Annotated in this window: 17 protein-coding genes and 1 pseudogene; 7 read left to right on the top strand and 11 right to left on the bottom strand. The window is 50.9% G+C overall.

What is annotated here, in order from left to right:
* Window positions 1-4: 4 nt before the first annotated feature.
* Both MTH_RS04790 and hemA read left to right on the top strand, forming a co-directional pair.
* Complete coding sequence (locus MTH_RS04790; protein WP_048060950.1) at window positions 5-622, top strand: precorrin-2 dehydrogenase/sirohydrochlorin ferrochelatase family protein; 618 nt, start codon at window positions 5-7, stop codon at window positions 620-622.
* Window positions 619-1,818: a glutamyl-tRNA reductase gene (gene hemA, locus MTH_RS04785; RefSeq protein ID WP_048060949.1), complete on the top strand. Its 1,200-nt coding sequence runs from the start codon at window positions 619-621 to the stop codon at window positions 1,816-1,818. Before MTH_RS04790 ends, hemA begins: the two co-directional genes overlap by 4 nt.
* Before the next feature lie 138 nt (window positions 1,819-1,956).
* Here hemA and MTH_RS04780 read toward each other — a convergent pair whose 3' ends face one another.
* The 8 genes from MTH_RS04780 to eif1A form a co-directional block, all read right to left on the bottom strand.
* The gene (locus tag MTH_RS04780) at window positions 1,957-3,072 is read right to left on the bottom strand and encodes an AAA family ATPase (RefSeq protein ID WP_048060948.1); all 1,116 of its coding nucleotides are present in this window, start codon (window positions 3,070-3,072) and stop codon (window positions 1,957-1,959) included.
* Between the two features lie 145 nt (window positions 3,073-3,217).
* A complete protein-coding gene (locus tag MTH_RS04775; RefSeq protein ID WP_048060947.1) occupies window positions 3,218-4,045 on the bottom strand; it encodes a deoxyribonuclease IV in 828 nt (275 codons plus the stop codon).
* A gap of 32 nt (window positions 4,046-4,077) precedes the next feature.
* Window positions 4,078-5,091 carry a phosphorylating glyceraldehyde-3-phosphate dehydrogenase gene (locus MTH_RS04770; RefSeq protein ID WP_010876640.1) on the bottom strand — a complete coding sequence of 338 codons (1,014 nt, stop codon included), beginning with the start codon at window positions 5,089-5,091 and terminating at the stop codon, window positions 4,078-4,080.
* Window positions 5,092-5,497: 406 nt separating this feature from the next.
* A complete protein-coding gene (locus tag MTH_RS04765; protein ID WP_010876639.1) occupies window positions 5,498-6,559 on the bottom strand; it encodes a DNA topoisomerase IV subunit A in 1,062 nt (353 codons plus the stop codon).
* Window positions 6,556-8,127: a DNA topoisomerase VI subunit B gene (gene top6B, locus MTH_RS04760; RefSeq protein ID WP_010876638.1), complete on the bottom strand. Its 1,572-nt coding sequence runs from the start codon at window positions 8,125-8,127 to the stop codon at window positions 6,556-6,558. The genes MTH_RS04765 and top6B overlap by 4 nt, the downstream gene beginning before the upstream one ends.
* A gap of 190 nt (window positions 8,128-8,317) precedes the next feature.
* Window positions 8,318-8,884: a KH domain-containing protein gene (locus MTH_RS04755; RefSeq protein ID WP_048060946.1), complete on the bottom strand. Its 567-nt coding sequence runs from the start codon at window positions 8,882-8,884 to the stop codon at window positions 8,318-8,320.
* 189 nt (window positions 8,885-9,073) lie between these two features.
* Complete coding sequence (locus MTH_RS04750; protein WP_048060945.1) at window positions 9,074-9,886, bottom strand: serine protein kinase RIO; 813 nt, start codon at window positions 9,884-9,886, stop codon at window positions 9,074-9,076.
* Between the two features lie 11 nt (window positions 9,887-9,897).
* On the bottom strand, window positions 9,898-10,197 hold the full coding sequence (gene eif1A / locus MTH_RS04745; RefSeq protein ID WP_010876635.1) for a translation initiation factor eIF-1A: 300 nt from the start codon (window positions 10,195-10,197) through the stop codon (window positions 9,898-9,900).
* A gap of 142 nt (window positions 10,198-10,339) precedes the next feature.
* Here eif1A and glp point away from each other — a divergent pair, with 142 nt between their 5' ends.
* Window positions 10,340-11,566 carry a molybdenum cofactor synthesis domain-containing protein gene (gene glp, locus MTH_RS04740; protein ID WP_048060944.1) on the top strand — a complete coding sequence of 409 codons (1,227 nt, stop codon included), beginning with the start codon at window positions 10,340-10,342 and terminating at the stop codon, window positions 11,564-11,566.
* 54 nt (window positions 11,567-11,620) lie between these two features.
* Here glp and cobK read toward each other — a convergent pair whose 3' ends face one another.
* The 3 genes from cobK to MTH_RS04725 all read right to left on the bottom strand — a co-directional run bounded on the left by cobK (window position 11,621) and on the right by MTH_RS04725 (window position 15,737).
* On the bottom strand, window positions 11,621-12,415 hold the full coding sequence (gene cobK / locus MTH_RS04735; RefSeq protein ID WP_048061268.1) for a precorrin-6A reductase: 795 nt from the start codon (window positions 12,413-12,415) through the stop codon (window positions 11,621-11,623).
* Window positions 12,416-12,515: 100 nt separating this feature from the next.
* Window positions 12,516-15,041 carry a calcium-translocating P-type ATPase, PMCA-type gene (locus MTH_RS04730; RefSeq protein WP_048060943.1) on the bottom strand — a complete coding sequence of 842 codons (2,526 nt, stop codon included), beginning with the start codon at window positions 15,039-15,041 and terminating at the stop codon, window positions 12,516-12,518.
* Window positions 15,042-15,335: 294 nt separating this feature from the next.
* The gene (locus tag MTH_RS04725; protein WP_010876631.1) at window positions 15,336-15,737 is read right to left on the bottom strand and encodes a UPF0146 family protein; all 402 of its coding nucleotides are present in this window, start codon (window positions 15,735-15,737) and stop codon (window positions 15,336-15,338) included.
* Window positions 15,738-15,756: 19 nt separating this feature from the next.
* Between MTH_RS04725 and rimI the strand changes: the two genes are divergently transcribed.
* The 4 genes and pseudogenes from rimI to MTH_RS04705 all read left to right on the top strand — a co-directional run bounded on the left by rimI (window position 15,757) and on the right by MTH_RS04705 (window position 21,941).
* Complete coding sequence (rimI, locus tag MTH_RS04720) at window positions 15,757-16,227, top strand: ribosomal protein S18-alanine N-acetyltransferase (RefSeq protein WP_010876630.1); 471 nt, start codon at window positions 15,757-15,759, stop codon at window positions 16,225-16,227.
* A gap of 34 nt (window positions 16,228-16,261) precedes the next feature.
* The gene (carA, locus tag MTH_RS04715; RefSeq protein WP_048060942.1) at window positions 16,262-17,332 is read left to right on the top strand and encodes a glutamine-hydrolyzing carbamoyl-phosphate synthase small subunit; all 1,071 of its coding nucleotides are present in this window, start codon (window positions 16,262-16,264) and stop codon (window positions 17,330-17,332) included.
* 31 nt (window positions 17,333-17,363) lie between these two features.
* Window positions 17,364-20,544: pseudogene (gene carB / locus MTH_RS04710) on the top strand (carbamoyl-phosphate synthase large subunit).
* A gap of 68 nt (window positions 20,545-20,612) precedes the next feature.
* A complete protein-coding gene (locus MTH_RS04705) occupies window positions 20,613-21,941 on the top strand; it encodes a PKD domain-containing protein (protein WP_048060941.1) in 1,329 nt (442 codons plus the stop codon).
* The last annotated feature ends 73 nt before the right edge of the window (window positions 21,942-22,014 follow it).

Here is a 22,014-nt window from a genome sequence, read left to right as displayed (position 1 = left end):
TATGATGTCCCTCACACCCATCTACATAGACATGGATGGTAGAAGGGTCCTCATCGTTGGCTCCGGTACGGTGGGGAGGAGGAGGGCTGAAAGATTCCTTAAAGCAGGAGCAGAGGTCGCGGTTATCGGCACATCAGAAATTGAGGGAACCATTCCTGCCAGGGAGGACGACCTTGAGTACTGGGTGGAGTGGGCCGACCTCATAGTGGCAGCAAGTCCTGACGGAGACCTGAATGAAAGGGTGACTGAACTTGCAGGCGGTAAACTGATAAACAGGGCAGATGATCCCTCAAGGGGTAACGTCGTGGTCCCGGCCACCTTCAACATTGGAGAGGTTTCAGTATCGATCTTCACGGGGACAAAGAGCCCCCTCATGGCAAGGTATCTGAGGGAGAGGATCCAGGAGGCCATCAGCCCCCAGGACCTCCTCATGATCGAGGTCCAGGACAGGGCAAGGAGGATTCTAATGGGTGAGGCCGGTGATCACAGGAAGAGGCGCAGGATACTCTATGAAATTTCAGAGGACCCCGGGGTGAGGGAGATGATTGAAGGGGGAGACCTTGATGGGGCAGTTGAAAGGGCTGAAATCATAATCAGGGAACGGCTGGGGTGTTGCAGGTGATTCTCAACATAAGGCTGGACCACAAGACATCCGATGTGAAGACCATGGAGTCCTCACATGAGAGGATGGAGGCCATTGTGGCTGAACTTGAGTCCAGTGGAACTGTGATGGAGAAGGTCCCAATAAGGACCTGCAACCGCATCGAATACTACCTTTCAGTCCAGGAGATACCCCCGGGCTTTGAGTTCGATGGATTCACGGTTGAAGGGGATGAGGATGCCCTCAGACATATCCTGAGACTCGCATCCGGTCTTGAATCCATGATAATAGGGGAGGACCAGATACTCGGCCAGATAAAGGCTGCAAGGGTTCAGGCCCTGCGTGAAGGGACCTGCGGCCCGGTCCTGGACATGGTGTTCACCAAGGCAGTCCATGTGGGGCAGACCGTCAGGAGGAAGACCCAGATAAACAGGGGCTCTGTTTCCATAGGGTCAGCAGCGGTTGACCTTGCAGAATCCATACACGGAGATCTGAAGTGCAGGAAGGTCCTTGCCATAGGGGCAGGTAAGATGGGGACCCTCGTTGCAAGGGCACTTGCAGAGAAGCACCTCAGCGCCATAATGGTGGCCAACAGGACCTATGAGAGGGCCTACCAGCTGGCATGTGAACTCGGTGGAGATGCTATACACTTTGACAGGCTCAACAGGGCCCTCAGGGACGCAGACGTTGTTATCAGTGCCACAGGCTCACCCCACTACATTCTGACCCGTGAACGTGTCAGGGACGCAATACCTCCGGAGAGGAGATCCGCTGTGGTCATGGTGGACATAGCCAACCCACGTGACATAGAGGAGTCGGTAAGAGAACTTGGCATCAGACTCTTCACAATCGATGATCTGAGGGGAGTGGCGGAAGAGAACCGGAGAAGGAGGGAGGCAGAGGCGAGGGAGGCTGAAAGAATTGTTGAAGGTGAACTTAAGCTCCTCCTGAGGTCCCTCAAACACATGGAGGTTGAACCCCTCCTTGCAGAGGTGAGGGGCAATATGGAGTCACTCCGCAGGCGCGAGGCAGAAAGGGCCCTCAATAAGATCATGAACTCCTCTGACCCTGAGGGGGTTATTGAGGCCCTCAGCAGGTCCATCGTGGATAAGATATTCCATGATATAGCCATCAGCATCCGGCAGGCGGCTGAGAGGGGCGATGAGGAATTTCTGAGCATGTGCGCAAAGCTCTTTAACTGCAAAGATCTAAAATGAGGAACTCTTAAGAAGATTATTCTTTCTGTGCGGTGTAAGCCCGTTAAAGCTATTCTTTTTCTGTAAGTGAAAAAGCTAGTAGATAATTGCTTAACGGCTATTTCTCTGTAAAAGGCTATCTCTGTAAATAAAAAAGTTTCAGGCAAACATGTGTTTGGGTTCGCCTGAGACCTTACGCTCCTTAAGGGCGTACTCTATGTGTTCGGCTCTAACAGATTCGCTGTCCTCTGCTATGGCCCGGTGGAGGGCTGTCTTAAGAACCCTGTCCTTTATATCCCTTCCTGACATTTCCCTGGTGAGCTTGACAAGTTTGTCAACAGGGAAATCCACCTTGAGGGGCATGGTTTCAATGTACTTCTCAAGCATCAGTTTTCTCTCCTCATCATCAGGCAGCTTGAACTCAATTTCCTCCTCAAAACGGCTCCTTATGGCCTTATCAAGCAGTTCAGGGTTGTTGGTGGCTCCTATTGTTACAACACCCCAGTTCTGGTTTATACCATCCATCTCTGTGAGGAGGGCGTTGACGACCTCTGAGACGTCTCCACGGAGGGACTGGTATCTCCTGTCAAGGCCAATGGCATCCATTTCATCTATGAATATGACTGAGGGGGCTGTCTTTGATGCGAGTTCATAGAGTTCATGTATCTGCCTTGCGCCATCACCAACATGTTCCCCTATGAGGCTCGTGGCCTTTATGAGGTAGAGGGGGACCTTCAGTTCATTTGCAAGGGACTTTGCAAGCATCGTCTTACCTGTCCCCGGGCTTCCATGGAAGAGAACGTTCCTGGGGGCCCAGTCCCTGAAGCGGTCCGGATCTTCAAGGTACTTCATGATTATCCTGCACTTTATCTTGGCGTCCTCCTGCCCAATAACGTCATCCATGGTGATGCTGCTCCTGACCTCATGGAATTCCTCCCGATCATTCTCCAGGAGTATTATTGAGGTGTTCCTGGTTATCTTTGAACCGTCAGGATGGGCCCTTATTATCTTGAAGGCATAGTCAGGGAGCAGCTTCTGGTCAAAGAGGTATGAACCCTCAGCTGCCCTGAAACCCTCCCACTGGTCCCTGGCGTATATCTCAAAGAGCTCCTTGTTAACAGCGTCTATCCTCGGAGCCTCCATGAGGTTGCATACAAAGGGGTATCCAACTGGCTGCAGCACAACAAGTTTAGCCTCCCTTTCAGGGTCTGATGCCTGCACTGGAAACTTTTTATCGGATACCTGGGGGTCATAGATTATATTGTTGAATTTCACCACATCACCTGTTCTTCAGAAACAAATTCTGATACTGTGATATATCTCAGAAACAAGGTCATCATAGATAAATTGTGCAGTTGTCTGTATAAACCTTTAGGTCAGATGATTCAAGTTAGTTACCATCATTTCCTGGAGGTATTCCTTATCTCTCGAGGTATTCCTTGATGATGCCCTTTATTTTCCTGGCATCAGTGTCCTTCATCGGTGTCTCAGAGATTATGGTGGCATCCCACCCACCATCCACAAGAACCTCTATGAGGGGCTCTATGGGAGGCCCGTAGCCCTCAGAGAGGCTGTGATGCTTCCTCTCCCCGGCGTCGGTGTACTCTATCCCTGTGAAGTGGCAGTGTAGGTGATGGGATCCGAGCCTGGACTCGATTCTCTCAAGTATCCCCCTGTAACTGGAGGCATCCCTTATGCATCCACCGCCCCTTGCATGTATGTGTGCAAAGTCTATGGTGGGCATGACCTCATCGAATTCCTCTGAAAGCTTTATTATCTCATCAAGGCTTCCAACCTGTGACCTCTTACCGGTTGTCTCAGGTGCAAGGGTGAATTCCCTGATACCTGCACCATGCAGGCGCTCGATGAGTTCATCCAGGGCTTTGATGCAGAGTCCAAGGGCCCCTGATCTCCCATGCTCGCCATAGAATCCGGGGTGGAATACGATCCTGTAGGCTCCCATCAGTTCCGCTGCAACGGCACAGTCAAATAGGCGTTCAATGGATTTTTCAACGGTTTCCTTCCTGGCCGATGAGAGGTTTATGTAGTATGGTCCGTGCATCGAGACAAGGATGTCATTCTTCCTGGAGTTCTCTCCGATCCTGATGGCGTTCTCTTTCTTTAACCTGAGGCCATAGGTTGCCTGGTACTCGTAGGCGTCCAGTCCCATGGCTCTGATCTTGCTGAAGACATTGACGGTGCTTCCACGGTAACCAACAGGGTTACCAGCCGGACCAACCCTTATCAAAAATAACACCACTATAAAAAAGAGGGGGAGATTTAGAGGATGCCCATGGCCCTGTTGGTCTTCATGATGGACTTCATGTTGTCCTCCTCGAGCTCCAGGAGTGCCCTTATGGCATCCACACTCTCGGGCACAGCATCTGACTCCTGGTGGACGGCCTGCATATAGAAGAGTTCCCCGTCAACAACGTTTATTGACTCCTCCCATACAGGTATCTCGAAGAGGTCGTTCCTTGACCTTCCAAGTTCCTTGGCGTACTCCATTATCTCAGCCGTTGATGCGAGACCCTCAGAGGCCCTGACAAGCATGACCCTCGTGGTCTCATCGAGCCGGGCCTTTATCTCATCGGCCTCAACGGGATCCTCAAGTTCAACCATTATGTTGTGCTGGTGCATCAGTGTTGTTGGGACCAGGAGGGCCACCGTGTGGATGTTAACGCCCTTCATGACGGTCTTGAGGTCGGGGCCGTGGTGTGATGGCACGGTTGGAGGGTTAGGTACTATGGCGTTTATCGGTCCCTTTTTGACCTGTACGGGGTCGGCACCCCTCCTCACCATAACAGCCCTCACCTTCTTTATGCCGCAGAGGTCATCGATGGGTTTGAGGGTTCTGCAGAGTCCTGTTGTGTTGCATGAAACCACACGGGTATAGTCGGCTCCAAGGGATTCATCGTAGTTTGCAAATGAGTTGAAGGATAATCCTATGGCGTCGTGTTTTTCACCGCCCTGGAATATGGCCTTTATGCCCTTCTCCCTGTACATTTCAAGGTTCTTTGCACCTATACCCTCAGGTGTTGCATCAACCACTATATCTGCTTCCTCCAGCATATCCTCCACGGTACCGCTCACAGGTATGCCGGCTTCGCCGAAGAGCTTCTCACGTTCAGGGATGCTGACGTAGAGGTCGTATCCCTTCTCGATTGCAACCCTCGCCTCAAAATCAGGTTTTGTTTTGCTGACACCAGCGACCTTCATGTCGTCCTGGGCAGCTACAGCATCAGCAACTCTCTTTCCTATTGTCCCATACCCGTTAATGGCTACAGATATCATTTAAAAAAACCTCCTATCCCCTGAAAAACGCTGTTCCCAGGGAAACCTCTTTGAGTTTAAATTCCTAACCTGATACTATTTTTAATGGATTATTTTATATACTTATCTAAAAGTGCGGTGAATGGCGGATCCGGGATCAGGGGTTCCCGTGATAATCTTTAATGCTTCTCATGGGCTTCTGAGGGAAAAGGATACCTCTAAGGACCCGGGATTTAAAGGAAATAGGGGGTGCAGCTTCATCCACAGAGAAACCGCAGTTATTGTTCAGCTGGTTAGCAGCGATCAGTAGCAATCAGTTTTCTTGAAAAAAAAGATTATGTGTCTAAAATAAAAGCTGGTTAGCAGCGATCAGTTTTTTCTTGAAAAAAAGATTGTGTCTAAAAAATAAAAATTTAAGATGCTTCAGCTACTGGTTCTCCACAGCCTCGAGTTTCTCTGGCAGATAGGTATCTACAACATACTCAAGACCATACTTTGAGAAGGACTGCTGTTCTGCCTTCTTACCGATGGTGAGCATCTTCTTGATTTCTGTCTTCCAGAAATCACCCCTGTATCTGGGGTCTTGGAGGAGCTCCTTGAGCCTTACAACATCGACATCCTTGAGAGGATCAGTTGGAAGGTCATAGTTTATTATGTCACTTGCAGTCACACCCAGGAACTTTGCATCCGGGGTTGCAAGCTGATGGTTCACATGGGCGAGTTTTGCACTGCCTGAGATTATGACCATGGCGATATGGAATCCCCATGGGTCTCCGTCGTTGCAGATGTAAACCGGGAGGTTGAGTTCCTCGTTGACCCTCTTGATGAACCTCCTTGTTGCCCTTGCAGCCTGACCCTTCAGTCCGACTATGAGGGCATCAAACTTCTTGTAGGCCTTCTCCTGAACGAGACGGTGGAACATACCCATTGTCTCAACTGCAATGACACGTTCAACGTCATGGTCCACAAATTCAACCTCATCGATGGTTGGGGATATGTTGTAGCCTGATTTACCTGATCGGAGGGCGTCTATTTCAATATCACCCTCACGGACAGTCAGGGCCCCGTAGACGGACGCTCCGTCCTCCTCTGGCATGAGGCCCAGTTCCTCCCTGGTCATGCCCAGGGTGACCTCAAGGTCCTCACCAACGATGTTGGACTCCTGCTGGTCTGCAAAGTCCACCTCCCAACCCTCTGAGATGTAGTAGAGTTCCCTGAGGGTGGCTGTTTTCTCCCTCGCCACGAGGTCCTTGCAGAAGTTGGCTGTGTAGAGCATCTGCCCTATCTTCTTGATCTGCTTAACGTTACCCATTGAACGTGTACCGTATCGGTCTCCGAGGACGTAGTGCCTCTTATCTTCATCATAGATTATGTTGGATGTGCCCCTTGATGGAACCTTTATCCTGGGGATTCTCCCCTGGGTCACATCATCGAGTATAACGTCTCCAAGACTTTTGAGTTTGTTAATGGCTATTTCCCTTCTATTCATTCAGTGATTCCCCCCAGAATTTCAAGTTTTGCCCTTCTTGTAACTGTGTCGAGCAGTTCTCTGTAATCGGGTTCTTCCCGCTCAGCCAGGAGAGCGGCCTGTTTTATGATCACAGGCACGTAGCTCTCAAAGATCTTCGCCCTCTGCGCCTCCTCCTTGGCTGCCTTCTTCTTCCTGAGGTACTTGTGGAGCTTCCTTGCAACTATCATGGTGGCCTGCCTGATCTCCCCGAGTATCTCGGGTTCAGGTGACACACTCTGCTTACCCGTTGACAGGTAGGGGACGTTGGTTGACACCACATTGACGAATATGCTTATGGGTGCATTTTCAAGGTCCCTTATGCCGTAACGCTTCCAGTCGAGGCTCTTAACACCCTCTGTTATGGCACAGCTTCCGGCGTCGAAGGTGAGGGGTACCCTGTTGGCGAACCTCATTATCTCAGCCTTTCTCTGGTCACCGACCAGTCTGCCGGAGTTTCCACCGTAGGCGATACCTGCCTCAACTATGAAGGCTATACCCCCACGGTAGGTTTTTGGCTTCCTTGTTACCGTTGCTGTGAACTCTGGCTGGAGTATCTCCTTCATACCCTTATCAATCTGCTCCTCTCCGATGGGTATGAGGCCGGAGGTCGGGGGTGACATGAATTTCATCTTCTTGAAGGCCTCAACTATCTGCTCGGCCTCCTCCCACTTCATGTCCTTCGGTCTTTTGTTGAGGTCTATCCCTGTCAGTTCCTCCAGTTCCTTGATCTTCATGGAGGACATCCTTGAGAGGTTGCTTTTCAGCATGCTCCCGAACCGCCTTTTATCGGTGTGCTTTGCCATGAATATAAGGTCATCGGCGGTGACACCCCATGGGTGGGGGAGGACCTCCTTTGGCATTGGGGGTATGACGTCGGATGCCCTGTTGAAGACGTAACGGTTTCCGGTTGGGTCATTGAATACTATCCTGGCATGGGGGTTGGCTATCATTGTCCTCCTTATGTACTCGTAGGCTCCCTGTTCTGAGAGTGAGTAGGAGACGTCCTTGAAGTGGAGTTCTATGCAGACACCGGTACCATCGACTTCGACTTCCTCCTTTTCGAGTATGAGGCCCTGGTTCTTTTTAACATCCATCTTGAGGGTCATTTTGACCCCCTTGAGTTCCCCGTTTTCCATTGTACCTGAGATGACCTTCACGGGTTTACCTGTGGTCATCTGTGATAGCAGCACACAGCCACTGCATCCGAGTCCCTGCTGTCCCCTGGACTGGATGTTCCTGAACTTTGACCCTGCGAACATGGTACAGAAGACCTTTGGGATGTACTTTTCAGGTATACCCGGGCCGTTGTCCTGGTGTCTCAGGATGTAATGGTCCTTCCCGATTCTCTTGAGATCTATTTTGATCTCAGGGAGTATACCTGCCTCTTCGGCAGCGTCAAAGCTGTTGGTTATGAGTTCATGGAACACTATTGTAAGTGACCTTATTTTCCCGGTAAAACCAAGCATCTGCTTGTTTTTTCTGAAGAATTCTGATGGAGTGAGTTCCTGGAATCCTTCATCAAAGAGATCCAAAGCTTGCCTCGCCAAAAATTCGCCTCCTTTAAAAATTTTTCATGGGATTAATACATGGGGACTGCCATGTTCATATGGATATATGTGTAATTCATGCCATATAAACTTATACCCTATATGTAACTATTACAGAAGATGCATTTTGAGGGGGTACCTTTAGAATAATTGAAGTTAGCACCCATGAAAAGTAGGTTTGTGATGGAGTTTACATTAATTTAGCGCCTTCCTGAAACTCCTTCATTTTCAGTTCCTGCTTCTTCTTTTCGAGAAATGCGTACACAGATTTGTGTCTTGCACCATTAAGTATCATTTCAATGGCTTCCCTGGCAACAGCGAGTTTCTCAAATTCTCCTATGAGTGAAACCGTCTTGCCGTAAACAGATATGTCCACGCCGGTCATATCATGGATTATACGCCTTGTTATACCTTCACGGCCGATGACACGGCCCTTCTGCCTTGCAATGGCCTTCTTGGATTTACCAACATAGTCGGTTATCTTGATGACCTCAAGGGCGACATCGTCATCAAGGAGCCTCAGGGCAACCTCAGGGTTGAAACCCCTCCCTATGGCCCTGACAATGTGCCTGGCCTTCCATGGTGAGAGGGGGTCCTCCAGTTCATCCTGTGGTATGAGAGTAACTGCACCGGTTTCGCTGTCAATTTCCAGTTCAGTCTGGGTCAGGCGCTCTATCTTTGCCTTAACCGCACCGTTTTTGCCTATTAAAACTCCGACCCTCTCACGGGGTATTTTAATGTATTCCTCGGCTGGCATTTCATTCACCTCGATGAAATAAATGGTTTATGGATTATGCTGTTTTTTGGCCATATTTTTTGATTTTCATGGGTTTGCCGATTATCAGGGACTTCCTGGCCTATGGATCTGCTGTTTATTCCCTGTAGAGACCCCTAACATCATACTGGTTTTTTTCTACAGTATATATGTTTTCCCGGTTCTTCATGTTCACTTTCCGGTTATCCTCTCCCGGATATAATCTGCACTTACAGAAACTCCTATCCTTCTGAAGTCACGTATTATGTTCTCTATGTCCCTTTCAAGGAGTTCGCCGGCAAGGGGATGGTCAAGCACCATTGCCTGGGATACATCTATTATCACGGGTTCACCGCAATGGTTGAGTATGTTGAAGAATGATAGATCCCCATGGACAAGCCGGGCTCCCTTATAGAGGCGGTGCATGTATTCAATTATTGTCTCAAGGGCTTCCTCAGGGTCCTCTGGTGGGGCGTCCCGCATGGTGGGCGCCGGAACACCATCCTTCCCAATGAATTCCATTATGAGCACATTGTCCCTTGCAGTGACCGGTTCCGGTACACGGACCCCTGCCTCAAGTGCCCTCTTAAGGTTCCGGAATTCCTTGTTAACCCAGGCCTGGACCAGCTGGCGCCTGTTTGTTGTCCTGACCTTGAATCTGGGGTCCCCCTGGATGTAGTACTGCATCTTCTTGAAGTCGGATGTGGCCACCCGGTAGATCTTGACTGCAACGAAGTCGTCGGTGTCTGTGATGCCCTTGAAGACATTGGCCTCCTTCCCGGTACTCACAGCACCATTGAGAACAGCAAGGTAACCTGAATTCGCCAGCTTGTAGAGGGTTTTGAGGGTCAGCTCATCAAAGACCTCGCTACCGACCCGCCGGTCCTCAACACCCTTCAATCTTTTAACAGCCTCCATCCGGCCGAGGTCGGAATCAACCCTGTTCACTGCCCTGGATTTAAGGGCCCTGATCTCGGGGGCCTTCCCGGTTTCTTCGGGGTCCATTAAAATCAACTTTACAGTTTAAGGTAACCCTTCCTTTCGAGCCAGTTTGACTCTGTACGTGTGTATCTCCAGACGATATCAGCCTTCTCTTCGCTCTGGAACTCCCAGGGCTTAACGAGGACCACGTCCCCTTCACGTATCCATATCCTCTTTTTCATCTTCCCGGGGATACGGCCGAGCCTTATATGGCCATCGGCACACCTCACCTTCAGTTTTCCGTGGCCCATTATCTGTTCAACAACTCCCGGTATCTCACCCCTCCTGGGGGTCCTAACACGCCTGACTTCCTGTGTCTGATGTCCTCTACTCAAATACTCTCCTCCTGATTTTTTCGTTGGTTAACTTTGATTTTAATGGAATTTAATATCCAGCAATCAAAGAAATAGACATTATAATTTATTACCCGTGCAGATATAAATAAATTGCTCAGGAGACTAGATTCGCGGTGATTTGATGGGTGTTGAATTTCTTGAGATAATCGATCTGGATGATGCCAGGAGAATAACAGGGGAACTGTTCAGTGAACTCTACAGCCAGGGCACTGAAAGTGTTGATATACTGGATGCTGATGGAAGGGTGCTTGCTGATGACATCGAAAGTCCGGTGGACCTCCCACCATTTGACAGGGCTTCCAGGGATGGCTATGCTGTGAGGGCCGCGGACACCTTCGGGGCAGATGAGGAGAACCCTGCCACCCTGAGGTGCATCGAGACCGTTGAGGCGGGGTCTGTACCGTCCCTTGAGGTTGCTGAGGGTTTGTGTACCAGGATAAGCACCGGGGCCCCTGTGCCTGAGGGTGCAGACGCAGTGGTCATGGTGGAGTACACCTGGGAGGAGGTGGACCGGGTTTACATTCAGAGACCTGCCTACCCGTCCCAGCACATAGCTGCAAGGGGATCCGATATCAGGGCGGGAAACGTCCTCCTCAGGACTGGAACAGTACTTTCACCCGATAAAATAGCAGCCCTCTCAGCTGCAGGGATAACCCGCGTCAATGTGATTTCAAAACCATCTGTATGTGTTATATCCACGGGTAATGAACTCATTGAGCCATCAGGACAGCTAGAGCCAGGTAAAATATTTGATTCAAATTCCGCGGGCCTTTCATCCGCCCTGAAGGAGGCTGGCTGCTCTGTTAAACATGGAGGGATAGTGCGGGATGACTATGGAGAGCTCAGGGATGCCATCCTCAGGGGCCTTGAGGAGGCTGATATGGTAATAACATCCGGGGGGACATCTGCAGGGGCCGGTGACATACTCTCGGAGGTCCTGGATGAACTGGGCAGGGTGGTTATTCATGGTATCTCAATAAAGCCTGGTAAACCCACTATAGTCGGGGTGGTTGATGATAAAATTGTTGTCGGACTCCCGGGGTTCCCTGTATCAGCCCTCATAGTGTTCATGTCACTCATAGAACCCTTCATAAGGAAACTGTCAGGTAGAAAGGCATCCTCAGGGCATGTTAAAACCCTTAAACTTGCAGAGCGGCTCCACTCATCAAGGGGCAGGGTGCACTATGCACTTGTGATGGTGGACGGGGATTATGCACGCCCAATATTCAAGGATTCAGGTGCAGTAGCAGCCCTGGCAGGGGCCGATGGTTACATCGAGGTCCCCAAGAACGTTGAGATCATCAATGAGGGAGAGGAAGTTGAAGTTGTCCTCTTCGAAAATCGGTAGTATGGGGTAGAAAATCAGCAGTTAGAGGGTCGGTGCGAGGTCCAGGGTATCACTTCAGTCACCTGGCTGTCCCATATCCCTGAGGATCTTCAGCACATGGTCCATGAGGTCGTTGATGTTACCGAAGACAGCCTCACCCTCAAGGTTAACCTCCGGTCTCTCCACGAGTATAACCGGTATGCCGAGTTCTGATGCCGCCTCAACCTTCTCAGGGAGCCCACCTGTTTCACCGCTCTCCTTGGTTATAACAGCACCTGCACGGTATTCCCGGAGGAGGGCGAGGTTCATTTCAGCCGAGAATCTGCCCTGCATGGCGATGATATGGCTGGGCGGGACCCCCAGCTGGAGGCATTTCTCGATGGATGAGGTGGAGGGGAGTACGCGGACAGCAACCCTCTCAGGTTCAAGGGATCTGAGGACATCACCCAGGGTGGATACACCAGCAAGGTGCATCACAACCTCCCCATCCCCTATGAGGGATGAGGCGACTTCACCGGCCTCCCTGAATGAACCGACCCTTATAACTCCATCAGGGATAACTTCCGGCCTTTCAAACCTCACATAAATGGTTCCGGTTTCCCTGCAGGCCCTGAGAGCATTTTCTGTTGCCTGGGCTGCGAAGGGGTGGGTGGCGTCAATCAGGATGCAGGCATCAAGGTCTGCCATGAGTTCACGGAGCCCATCACTGTCCAGAGCTCCTGTAACTGTCCTTGAGGCTCCAGACTTCTCTGCAAGGTCAGATCCATGCTCTGTTGTCGCAGTGGCTGTCACCTCGACCCATGGCATCCCTGAGAGCCTCGAGATTATCCTCCTGGCATCCTCTGTCCCGGCCATAACGATGACAGACATTTTTTCTCTCTGCCGGTCACTTCCCTTTCTCTTCACTCCTTTATCTCCAGGGTTCATTGTTTTTCTTCTCCAGAGGTACTGTTCTGTTCCCTCCTTTATCTCAGGGGTTTGCACGGTTCTCCTTTACTTTATTTCTCCCATCAGAGAATCTCAGGACAGCCTCGAGGATGAGTATCAGTGATGCCACCAGGACTATCAGCACCCAGTCCACCACTGATAGTGGCACAGTCCTGAATATGCCCTCAAGGGGTGAAAGGTAGATCACGAGGATCTGCAGGGCCAGTGAGGCCACAACGGCAAGGATCAGCGCCCTGTTTGACAGGCCAGTCCGTGACTTGCAGTTGAAGACGTTGAATATCTGGAAGACGACGAACACCGTGAAGGCCACTGTCATGGCCCTCTCAATCCCCGCTCCTGATGATAGCATGTACATGTAGAGCCCCAGGGTACCGGCGGCCATCACAGCACCTGCAAGGATTATCCTCAGGAGGTTCCTCCCTGGGAGTATATTCTCCCTTTCAGGTCCGCGGAGCATTATATCTGACTCAGGGGGCTCAACACCCAGGGACTGTGCAGGTGGTCCATCCATTATTATGTTGATCCAGAGTATCTGTATCGGGTTGAAGGGGACCGGGAGGTTGATGAGGGATGCTGACACAATTGTCAGGATGGCCCCCACGTTTGTTGAGAGCTGGAACTTAACAAAACGCCTTATATTATCGAATATAGTTCTGCCCTCCTTAACCGCCCTGACGATGGTTGCGAAGTTATCATCCTGGAGGACCATGTCGGAGGATTCCCTGGCCACATCTGTACCGCTGCCCATAGCCACACCGATGGCGGCCTTCTTGAGGGCCGGGGCATCGTTCACCCCGTCGCCGGTCATGGCGACCACATGGCCCCTGCCCTGGAGGGCCTCAACTATCCTGACCTTCTGCTCGGGAAAAACACGTGCATAGACCCTCACATCCTCAACGATTTCATGGAACTCCTCGTCACTGAGCTCATCAAGCTCCCTGCCTGTGAGGGCCATCCCGTTGTCCATGAGTCCCAGTTCATGTGCTATGGCAACAGCGGTGTCCCTGTGATCCCCTGTAATCATAACAACCTTTATACCGGCCCTCTTACAGGTTTCTATGGCATCAGCAGCCTCCCTTCTTGGCGGATCCATCATACCAACAAGTCCGACAAACACCAGGTCCTTCTCCTCATCGTCACCGTCAGGGAGTTTTCTGTAGGCCAGTGCAAGCACCCGGAGGGCCCTTGAGGTCATATCATTGAGTCTGGAGAGCCACCTTTCCACTTCTTCATCAGTCAGTTCCTTAACACCATCACCGCTGTCGATGTAACGGCATCTTCTGAGTATTATCTCGGGGGCTCCCTTCACGAGGAGGTACCTTCCGTCCTCCAGCTGGTTTATGGTGCTCATCCTCTTTCTTGTACTGTCAAGGGGTATCTCTGCCAGACGGGGGTACTTCCTTTCGAGTTCATCCCGCAGGTAGCCCTTCTCAGCTGCGAAGCTCAGTATGGCAGCATCTGTGGGGTCACCTATCACACCCCCCTCAGATGATGTGGCGTTGTTGCAGAGTGCGCATACCAGGAGGGCCATTTCAGGTGATGTGAGCTCTGATTCCCTCACGGTCATCCGGTTGTGGGTCAGTGTACCTGTCTTGTCTGTGCAGATCACAGAGCAGGAACCGAGTGTCTCCACTGCAAGGAGTCTCCTCACTATGGCGTTGCTCCTGGCCATCCTCTGCATTCCAAGGGCAAGGGTCAGTGTGAGTATTGCTGGCAGTCCCTCAGGTACAGATGCGACGGCAAGGGAAACTGCTGTCATGAATGTGTCCACCAGTGGCAGGCCGCGGAGGAACTGTATTGCAAATACAAGGGCACATACCACCACTGCTATGAGGCCGAGGTTCTTCCCTAGGGAGATTATCTTCTCCTGGAGGGGTGTTTTACCCTCATCCTCCTGTATCATCCTGGCGATTTTACCCATGGAGGTCTCCATGCCGGTGGCTATCACAGCCCCCTTGCCGCGCCCTGAGACAACGTTAGAGTCCATGAATGCAATAACATCCCTTTCATCTTCAGGATTTTCATGTGTCTTCCTGACGGGTATTGATTCCCCGGTGAGGGCTGATTCGTCTATCCGGAGATCATAGGTTTCTATCAACCGGAGGTCGGCGGGTACATTATCTCCCTCCTCTATGATCACCATGTCTCCCAGGGTTAGCTCGGATGCAGGGATCCTCAGGGTCTCACCGTCCCTTATGACGACAGCTTCTGTCGATACCAGACCCTTGAGTTTCTCCATGGCACGCTCGGCCCGGTACTCCTGGATGAATCCAACGGTGGCGTTTACAACCACAACAAAGAGGATGACTGCAGAGTCAAGGACGTCACCCACGAAGTAGGATGCAACGGCAGCCAGTATGAGGAGTATTATGAGTATGTCCATGAACTGGCTGAGGAATAGCTTCACCGGGCCAGCCTTCTTCTCCTCAACGAGTTCGTTCTTCCCGTATTTCTCAAGTCTCCTCGATGCCTCGTCCTGGCTTAAACCCTTCCTGGACGTTTTAAGTTCCTTTAAAACTTCATCTAAACTCATATCAGCCCATTTCATTTTAAACACGTCTTAAATCTTTAATTAGCACATTTAATAAGTTCATTCTGTGGATTCTGTCAACCAGCTGTTCTTCAACGTTATTCTTTCATATAAGTTCCGTCTGCGGATTTTCTCTCAGTCCAGTTATTCAATGTTGTTCTCATATCCATCATAAGTCCAGCTGTTCTTCAACGTTATTTCCATATCCATCTCATAATAAATATAATATAAACTGATGTGCACATCCAGTGCTCGGTACCTAGTTACGGGATCAAGGTGGCAAGGCACCCATTTACATGGTTAGCTATTCTTTCACCTACTGCGGACTTCAGCTATGTATTCATAGAAGTATGTCCTGCCATAATTGACAAGTTTCATCTTCCTTTCCGTTACAATATCCTCCCCTGTCAGGGGCTTAATTATTAGCCGCGCCCCCACAGCATCGGCGACCCTCATGAGGGAGCTGTGGATCTCTGCCGGCGGTCTTATGGAGTATATGAGTGCGGCACCACGGTAGATCTCCATCCTGGGGGATGTGATGTCATCACGTACAATGCCCCCATGGGAAGGTTTAATATCTGTAAGAACCAAATCAACCTTTGAATGTTTCCTGATGTAATCTGAAACATAGAGGAACCTGCCGGCACCCACCTCAACAACACGGGTTCCCGGCCCCGAGCACCTGATTATGTAAACTGCAAGATCATTCCACATTGATACCACGGAGATAGAGATGATAATAAGAGAGTTCAGACCACAGGACCTTAAGGTGGTCCTTAAGATTGAAAGGGACTCCTTCATGGACCCATACCCCGCCCACCTCCTCAGGGACATCTACAACCTTGGAGCAGGCTTCCTTGTGGCCCAGGAGGATGGGAAGGTCGTTGGATTCATAATATTCTGGATCCGTTTTGAGGATGAGGGTCATATTATCTCACTTGCAGTTGATAAAGATTACCGCAGGAGGGGTGTTGGGGCGGCACTTGTCATGACAGCCATAAGTATATTTGAAAAATTTCACATTAAAAATATTAAACTGGAGGTAAGGGCAAGGAATAAAGGGGCCATAAAATTCTACCGGGCCCTTGGCTTCAGTGAGGAGAAGATATTAGAGAACTATTATGAGGATGGAGAGGATGCTGTGGTCATGAGGATGGATCTCCAGCCTGATTCACTCCATGGCCATGAATATCGACCAGTCTAATCCAATCAAAGGAAATCAGGATCATGGTGGTGAAATGTTTAAGGAAGCAAAACTCGCCTTGGAAGACGGTACCATAATCAGAGGAGAAGCATTCGGATCTGAAACTGTGAAAACAGGGGAAGTTGTCTTTGCAACGGGTATGACAGGATATGTTGAGTCCCTCACAGATCCATCATACAGGGGCCAGATACTGATGCCAACCTACCCCTTACAGGGCAATTACGGCGTCACCGAGGAGTGGTACCAGTCAGATGGGATAAAGGCCGAGGGTCTCATCGTCAGGGAAATGTGCCCTGCACCCTCACACAGCCTGTCAGAAAAGACTCTCCCGGAGTTCCTGGAGGAATATGGGATTCCTGGGATAGCTGGAGTGGATACACGCGCCCTGACAATAAAGATAAGGGATAAGGGTACCATGAAGGGTGCCCTTGCAACCGAGGAGATTGATGATGATGAACTGCTTGAAATGGCAGTGAAACAGCCAGACATAACAGAAATCGACCTTGTGGATATGGTTTGTGTAAGGGAACCTGTAATCCTGAATGAGGATGCATCAGGGAGGGTTGTTATAGTTGACTGCGGGATCAAGAGGAACAGCATAGATGCCCTCCTTGAGAAGGATCTGGGGGTCGTGATCGTACCCTACACCACATCACCCGCCGAGATCATGGATTACGAGCCCGACGGTCTCCTCATATCAAGCGGACCAGGGGACCCCACACGTGTGAGGGATGCCATAGACACAGTTAAAGCACTATCCGAACGTCTGCCCATATTCGGGATATGCCTCGGACAGCAGATAATCGCACTGGCCTTCGGGGCCCGCATATACAAGATGAAGTTTGGTCACAGGGGCGTAAATCAGCCTGTGAAGGACCTGAGGAGTGGGACGGTTTCAATAACCTCCCAGAACCATGGATTCACGGTTGACCCTGATTCAGTGAAGGGCACCGACATAGAGATAACACAGCTGAACCTCAACGACGGAACACCGGAGGGTATAGAGCACAGGGAACTCCCGGTGTTCAGTGTCCAGTATCACCCTGAAGCGGGTCCAGGGCCACATGACACGGTGAACATCTTTGACCGCTTGTGGATGTTTTAAGGGAATATTAGATGAGAGGAATGGGGATAAAATGCCGCGGGATGAAAGCATCAATAAGGTACTTATCATAGGTTCTGGCCCTATACAGATAGGGCAGGCAGCTGAATTCGACTACTCTGGCTCTCAGGCATGTAAATCACTCAGGGAGGAGGGAATAGAGACAGTACTTGTGAACTCGAACCCTGCAACCATACAGACCGACATGGAAATGGCTGACAGGGTCTACGTCGAACCCCTCACACCCGAAATCGTTGCCAAGATAATCCAGAAGGAGAAACCTGACGCAGTACTCCCAACGATGGGCGGCCAGACAGGCCTCAACGTTGCAACGGGCCTTGCAGAGATGGGCGCCCTGGAGGGAGTCCGTGTTATAGGTTCATCAATTGAAACCATAAGGAACGTGGAGGACCGCGACCTCTTTGACAGCTTCATGAAGAAGCTCAACGAACCAGTACCAGCAGCCAGGGCCGTCAGTTCAGTTGAGGAGGCCCTTGAGGCGGTTGAGGAGATAGGCTACCCTGTGATCGTGAGGCCCGCCTTCACCCTGGGGGGAACAGGGGGCGGGGTGGCCCACAGCCGGGACGAACTCATTGAGATAGCAACAAGGGGCCTCGAGATGAGCTTCATCAACCAGGTCCTAATTGACCAGTCAGTCCTGGGCTGGAAGGAATTCGAGTACGAGGTTATGAGGGACCGGAATGACACCTGTATAATCGTTCTGTAACATGGAGAACATCGACCCCATGGGCATACACACAGGTGAAAGCGTGGTGGTTGCACCTGCCCAGACCCTCAGCGACGAGGACAACCAGAGGCTGAGGGATGCGGCCATAAAGATCATAAGGGCCCTCAAGATAGAGGGTGGCTGTAACATACAGTTCGCTGTCCACCCGGAGACCGGCGAATACAAGGTCATAGAGGTGAACCCGAGGGTCAGCAGGAGCAGTGCGCTGGCATCCAAGGCCACGGGTTACCCCATAGCCAAGATAGCGGCCAAGATAGCCGTCGGCATGACCCTCGATGAGATACAGAACGACATCACCAAGGAGACACCAGCGTCCTTCGAGCCCACAATAGATTACGTGGTCACAAAGATCCCCCGCTGGCCCTTTGACAAGTTCAAGGGGATAAGCAGGGAGATAGGGGTTCAGATGAAGTCCACGGGGGAGGTCATGGCCATAGGGAGAACCCTTGAGGAGTCCCTCAACAAGGCCATAAGGTCCCTGGACATCGGTGCAGACGGATTCACTGAGACACCATACACCAGGGCGGACCTTGAGAATCCAACGGACCAGAGGCTCTTTCAGGTCTACACCGCCCTCAGGGATGGTATGAGCATAGAGGAGATACATGGCCTGACACAGATAGACCCCTTCTTCCTCCAGAAGATAAGCAACATAGCTGAATTTGAATCATCCATCACCAGGGAATCACTGGAGGACCCCCGCATACTGCTCAAGGCCAAGCGGATGGGCTTTTCAGATTCGAGATTAGCATCCCTCACAGGTATGGATGAATCCAGTATCAGGGCCCTGAGGCTTGAGAACAACATAAAACCTGTCTACAAGATGGTTGATACATGCGCAGCCGAGTTTGAGGCCAGGACACCCTACTACTATGGTTGCTATGACCTTGAAGATGAGGTGGAGGTATCAGACCGTAGAAAGGTCCTCATCATAGGTTCAGGTCCAATAAGGATAGGTCAGGGGATAGAGTTCGACTACTGCTGCGTCCACGCAGCCATGGCCCTCACTGAGGATGGATATGAGACCATAATGGTCAACAACAACCCGGAGACAGTGAGTACAGATTATGACATCTCAGATAAGCTCTACTTCGAGCCCCTCACCCTTGAGGACGTCCTCGCCATCATCGAGAAGGAGAAACCAGAGGGTGTTGTTGTCCAGTTCGGTGGCCAGACATCCATAAACCTGGCGGTCCCCCTGGCAGAGGCTGGTGTGAGGATACTCGGAACACCACATGAGAGCATAGACAGGGTAGAGGACCGTGAAAGATTCACTGAGGTGCTGAATAAACTGGGAATACCCCAGGCACCCTACGGAATCGCAAAGTCCTTTGAGGATGCAAGGGCCGTGGCTGAACGCATAGGCTACCCTGTACTCGTAAGGCCCTCCTATGTCCTGGGTGGAAGGGCGATGGAGATAGTCTATGATGATGTGGAGCTTGAGGAGTACATGAGGGAGGCTGTCCGTGTATCCCCCGAACACCCCATACTGGTGGACAAGTTCCTTGAGGATGCCATAGAGGTCGACGTGGATGCACTCTGCGACGGCACCGACGTCTACATAGGAGGTATAATGGAGCACATCGAGGAGGCAGGAGTCCACTCAGGGGATTCAGCGTGCGTGATACCACCACAGAGCATCCCGGAGGATATAATTGATACCATAAAGGAGTACACAAGGAAACTGGCCCTTGAACTTGAGGTGGTGGGCCTCATAAACATACAGTACGCTGTAAAGCCAGACTCAGATCCATCAGTCTACATACTCGAGGCAAACCCGAGGGCAAGCCGTACAGTACCCTTTGTCAGCAAGGCGACAGGGGTCCCCCTTGCCAAGATGGCTGCAAGGCTCATGATGGGCGCGAAGCTCAGGGACCTTGGTCTCACAGAGGAGAAGGATATAGAACACGTCGCTGTGAAGGAGTCTGTATTCCCATTCATAAAGCTCCCTGGAGCAGATTCGGTCCTGGGCCCTGAGATGAAATCAACAGGCGAGGCCATGGGAATAGATGAAAACTTTGGCATAGCCTACTACAAGTCCCAGCTCTCAGCCAGCATGGACCTCCTCAATGAGGGGAAGGTCTTCATAAGTGTCAGGGACCAGGACAAGGATAAGATAGCCGATATCGTTAAAAAGGCCGATGAACTCGGCTTCAGGATCATGGCAACCCGGGGAACAGCCAGGGCAGTCAGTGACATTGCAGATATAGAGGTCGTGAGGAAGGTGAGCCAGGGGTCACCAAACATCAGGGACGCAATTCTGGATGGTGAAGTTGGTCTCATAATAAACACACCATCCGGGAAGCAGTCAGCCGATGACGGCTACCTCATAAGGAGGATGGCCGTTGAACTTGGAATACCCTACGTCACGACACTTGCAGGGGCCAGGGCGGCCCTTAATGCCATTGAAGCAGTTCGCATGGGAAAAATAACAGTGAAGTCCCTTGATGAATACCATGGTATGTGAGTCTGAGCACCAAGATACCATCATATGTTTAAGTTTATGTGAAGCCATAGAGCTGATCGGTGAATACGATGAGGGTATCAGGATTTATGCTCACAGCACTCATCATCGCATCAGTCATCACATTTCCAGTGGCAGAGGCCCACATACTCATAGTAGCAGATAGCCTCTCCGATAGCCCTGACATGTATGATGAGGCAAAGAAGGTTGCAACGACCCTCAAAAACAGGGGTTACCATGTTCTTGAGCTCTACAGGAACAATGCAACCGTCAAGAACATACTGAAGGGTATGTATGGGGCAGATGCAGTGATCTACGCCGGACACGGTGGCTACATGGCGGGTCACTATGATGGTCGTGGAGGTAACGCCACACCACCATTCGGCCTTGTTGCAAGGGATGGGTACATATGGAGTGCCGGTGACATGATGATGGTGAACGGCACCACATTCTATGCTCCCTTCAAGGATGGCATACCCGCAATTCTACTTCACGCATGCTTCTCAACCGGCTGGGTTGAGGAGTATGAGGTTAAAAACCCCGTTGAAACGGTTTACAGCTTTGCAAGGATGTTCACGGGGGCAGGGGCCAACTACTATGCAACTGCATGGGATGGTGCCGAGATAATCTATGACTTCCTCAGCGGCGCCAGGAACTTCTATGAGGCCAACCAGCAGAACTATGAGGTTATAAATCAGAGCACCCTGTACAATGGAACAGAGGTGTGGCGCAACGATCATGGATACGCGGCCTTCGTCGGGGACTGGAACGGAACATTTCCCAGGGTTAATCAGACAACACCCTACGATGATGCGGCTGCAGAGGAATGGTACAGGACAAAGAGCAGGCCCACCTTCACAGGAAGCAAACCTGTTGCTGACTTCACCTACGCCTACTGTGGCTCAACATCAATCAGAACATTTGCATTCACTTCAACCTCATATGACCCTGATGGTGACAACCTCACCCTTACCTGGAACTTTGGCGATGGTTCAACCGCCACCGGTTCTAATGTTACACACACCTATGCCCGTGAGGGATACTACACGGTTTCACTGACAGCGAAAGACTCCAATGGCCTCATATCAGTTAAGAAGAAGACAGTAACAGCTGGAAACCCGAAACCGGACCTGGTGGTTACGGGGACCAGAAAATCAGGTAGCACACTGTACATATACATCAGGAATCAGGGTACAGCCGCCGCCAGGAACTTCTACACAAGGGTCTGGTACGGCAGATACTCAACAAGGAACTACAAGCAGGTTTACACCGGGACCCTCAACCCGGGTGCAAGCACCAGACTCAAGGTATACTACAGGTACTACAGGGGCACGGTTAAGGTGGACTACTACAACAGGGTCGCTGAGAAGTCTGAGCTGAACAATCTCAGGAAGTTTTAGCAGTACCCCACTTTCCTTTTTGAACTGGAAAATCTGAGGAGTTATGTGCGATTTTTTCTCTTCTTTTCTGGAA

This window comes from Methanothermobacter thermautotrophicus str. Delta H (assembly GCF_000008645.1).
Classification (GTDB): domain Archaea; phylum Methanobacteriota; class Methanobacteria; order Methanobacteriales; family Methanothermobacteraceae; genus Methanothermobacter; species Methanothermobacter thermautotrophicus.
This window is presented reverse-complemented; position numbering and strand designations above follow the sequence as displayed.

Bases quoted from the DNA above. Each gene is read 5' to 3' on its own strand.
- MTH_RS04790 (WP_048060950.1), top strand. From the start codon at position 5: ATGTCCCTCACACCCATCTACATAGACATGGATGGTAGAAGGGTCCTC.
- MTH_RS04770 (WP_010876640.1), bottom strand. From the start codon at position 5,091: ATGATATCTGTAGCCATTAACGGGTATGGGACAATAGGAAAGAGAGTT.
- MTH_RS04765 (WP_010876639.1), bottom strand. From the start codon at position 6,559: ATGAATAGAAGGGAAATAGCCATTAACAAACTCAAAAGTCTTGGAGAC.
- MTH_RS04755 (WP_048060946.1), bottom strand. From the start codon at position 8,884: ATGCCAGCCGAGGAATACATTAAAATACCCCGTGAGAGGGTCGGAGTT.
- MTH_RS04750 (WP_048060945.1), bottom strand. From the start codon at position 9,886: ATGGACCCCGAAGAAACCGGGAAGGCCCCCGAGATCAGGGCCCTTAAA.
- glp (WP_048060944.1), top strand. From the start codon at position 10,340: ATGGGTGTTGAATTTCTTGAGATAATCGATCTGGATGATGCCAGGAGA.
- cobK (WP_048061268.1), bottom strand. From the start codon at position 12,415: ATGTCTGTCATCGTTATGGCCGGGACAGAGGATGCCAGGAGGATAATC.
- MTH_RS04730 (WP_048060943.1), bottom strand. From the start codon at position 15,041: ATGAAATGGGCTGATATGAGTTTAGATGAAGTTTTAAAGGAACTTAAA.
- MTH_RS04725 (WP_010876631.1), bottom strand. From the start codon at position 15,737: ATGTGGAATGATCTTGCAGTTTACATAATCAGGTGCTCGGGGCCGGGA.
- rimI (WP_010876630.1), top strand. From the start codon at position 15,757: ATGATAATAAGAGAGTTCAGACCACAGGACCTTAAGGTGGTCCTTAAG.
- carA (WP_048060942.1), top strand. From the start codon at position 16,262: ATGTTTAAGGAAGCAAAACTCGCCTTGGAAGACGGTACCATAATCAGA.
- MTH_RS04705 (WP_048060941.1), top strand. From the start codon at position 20,613: ATGAGGGTATCAGGATTTATGCTCACAGCACTCATCATCGCATCAGTC.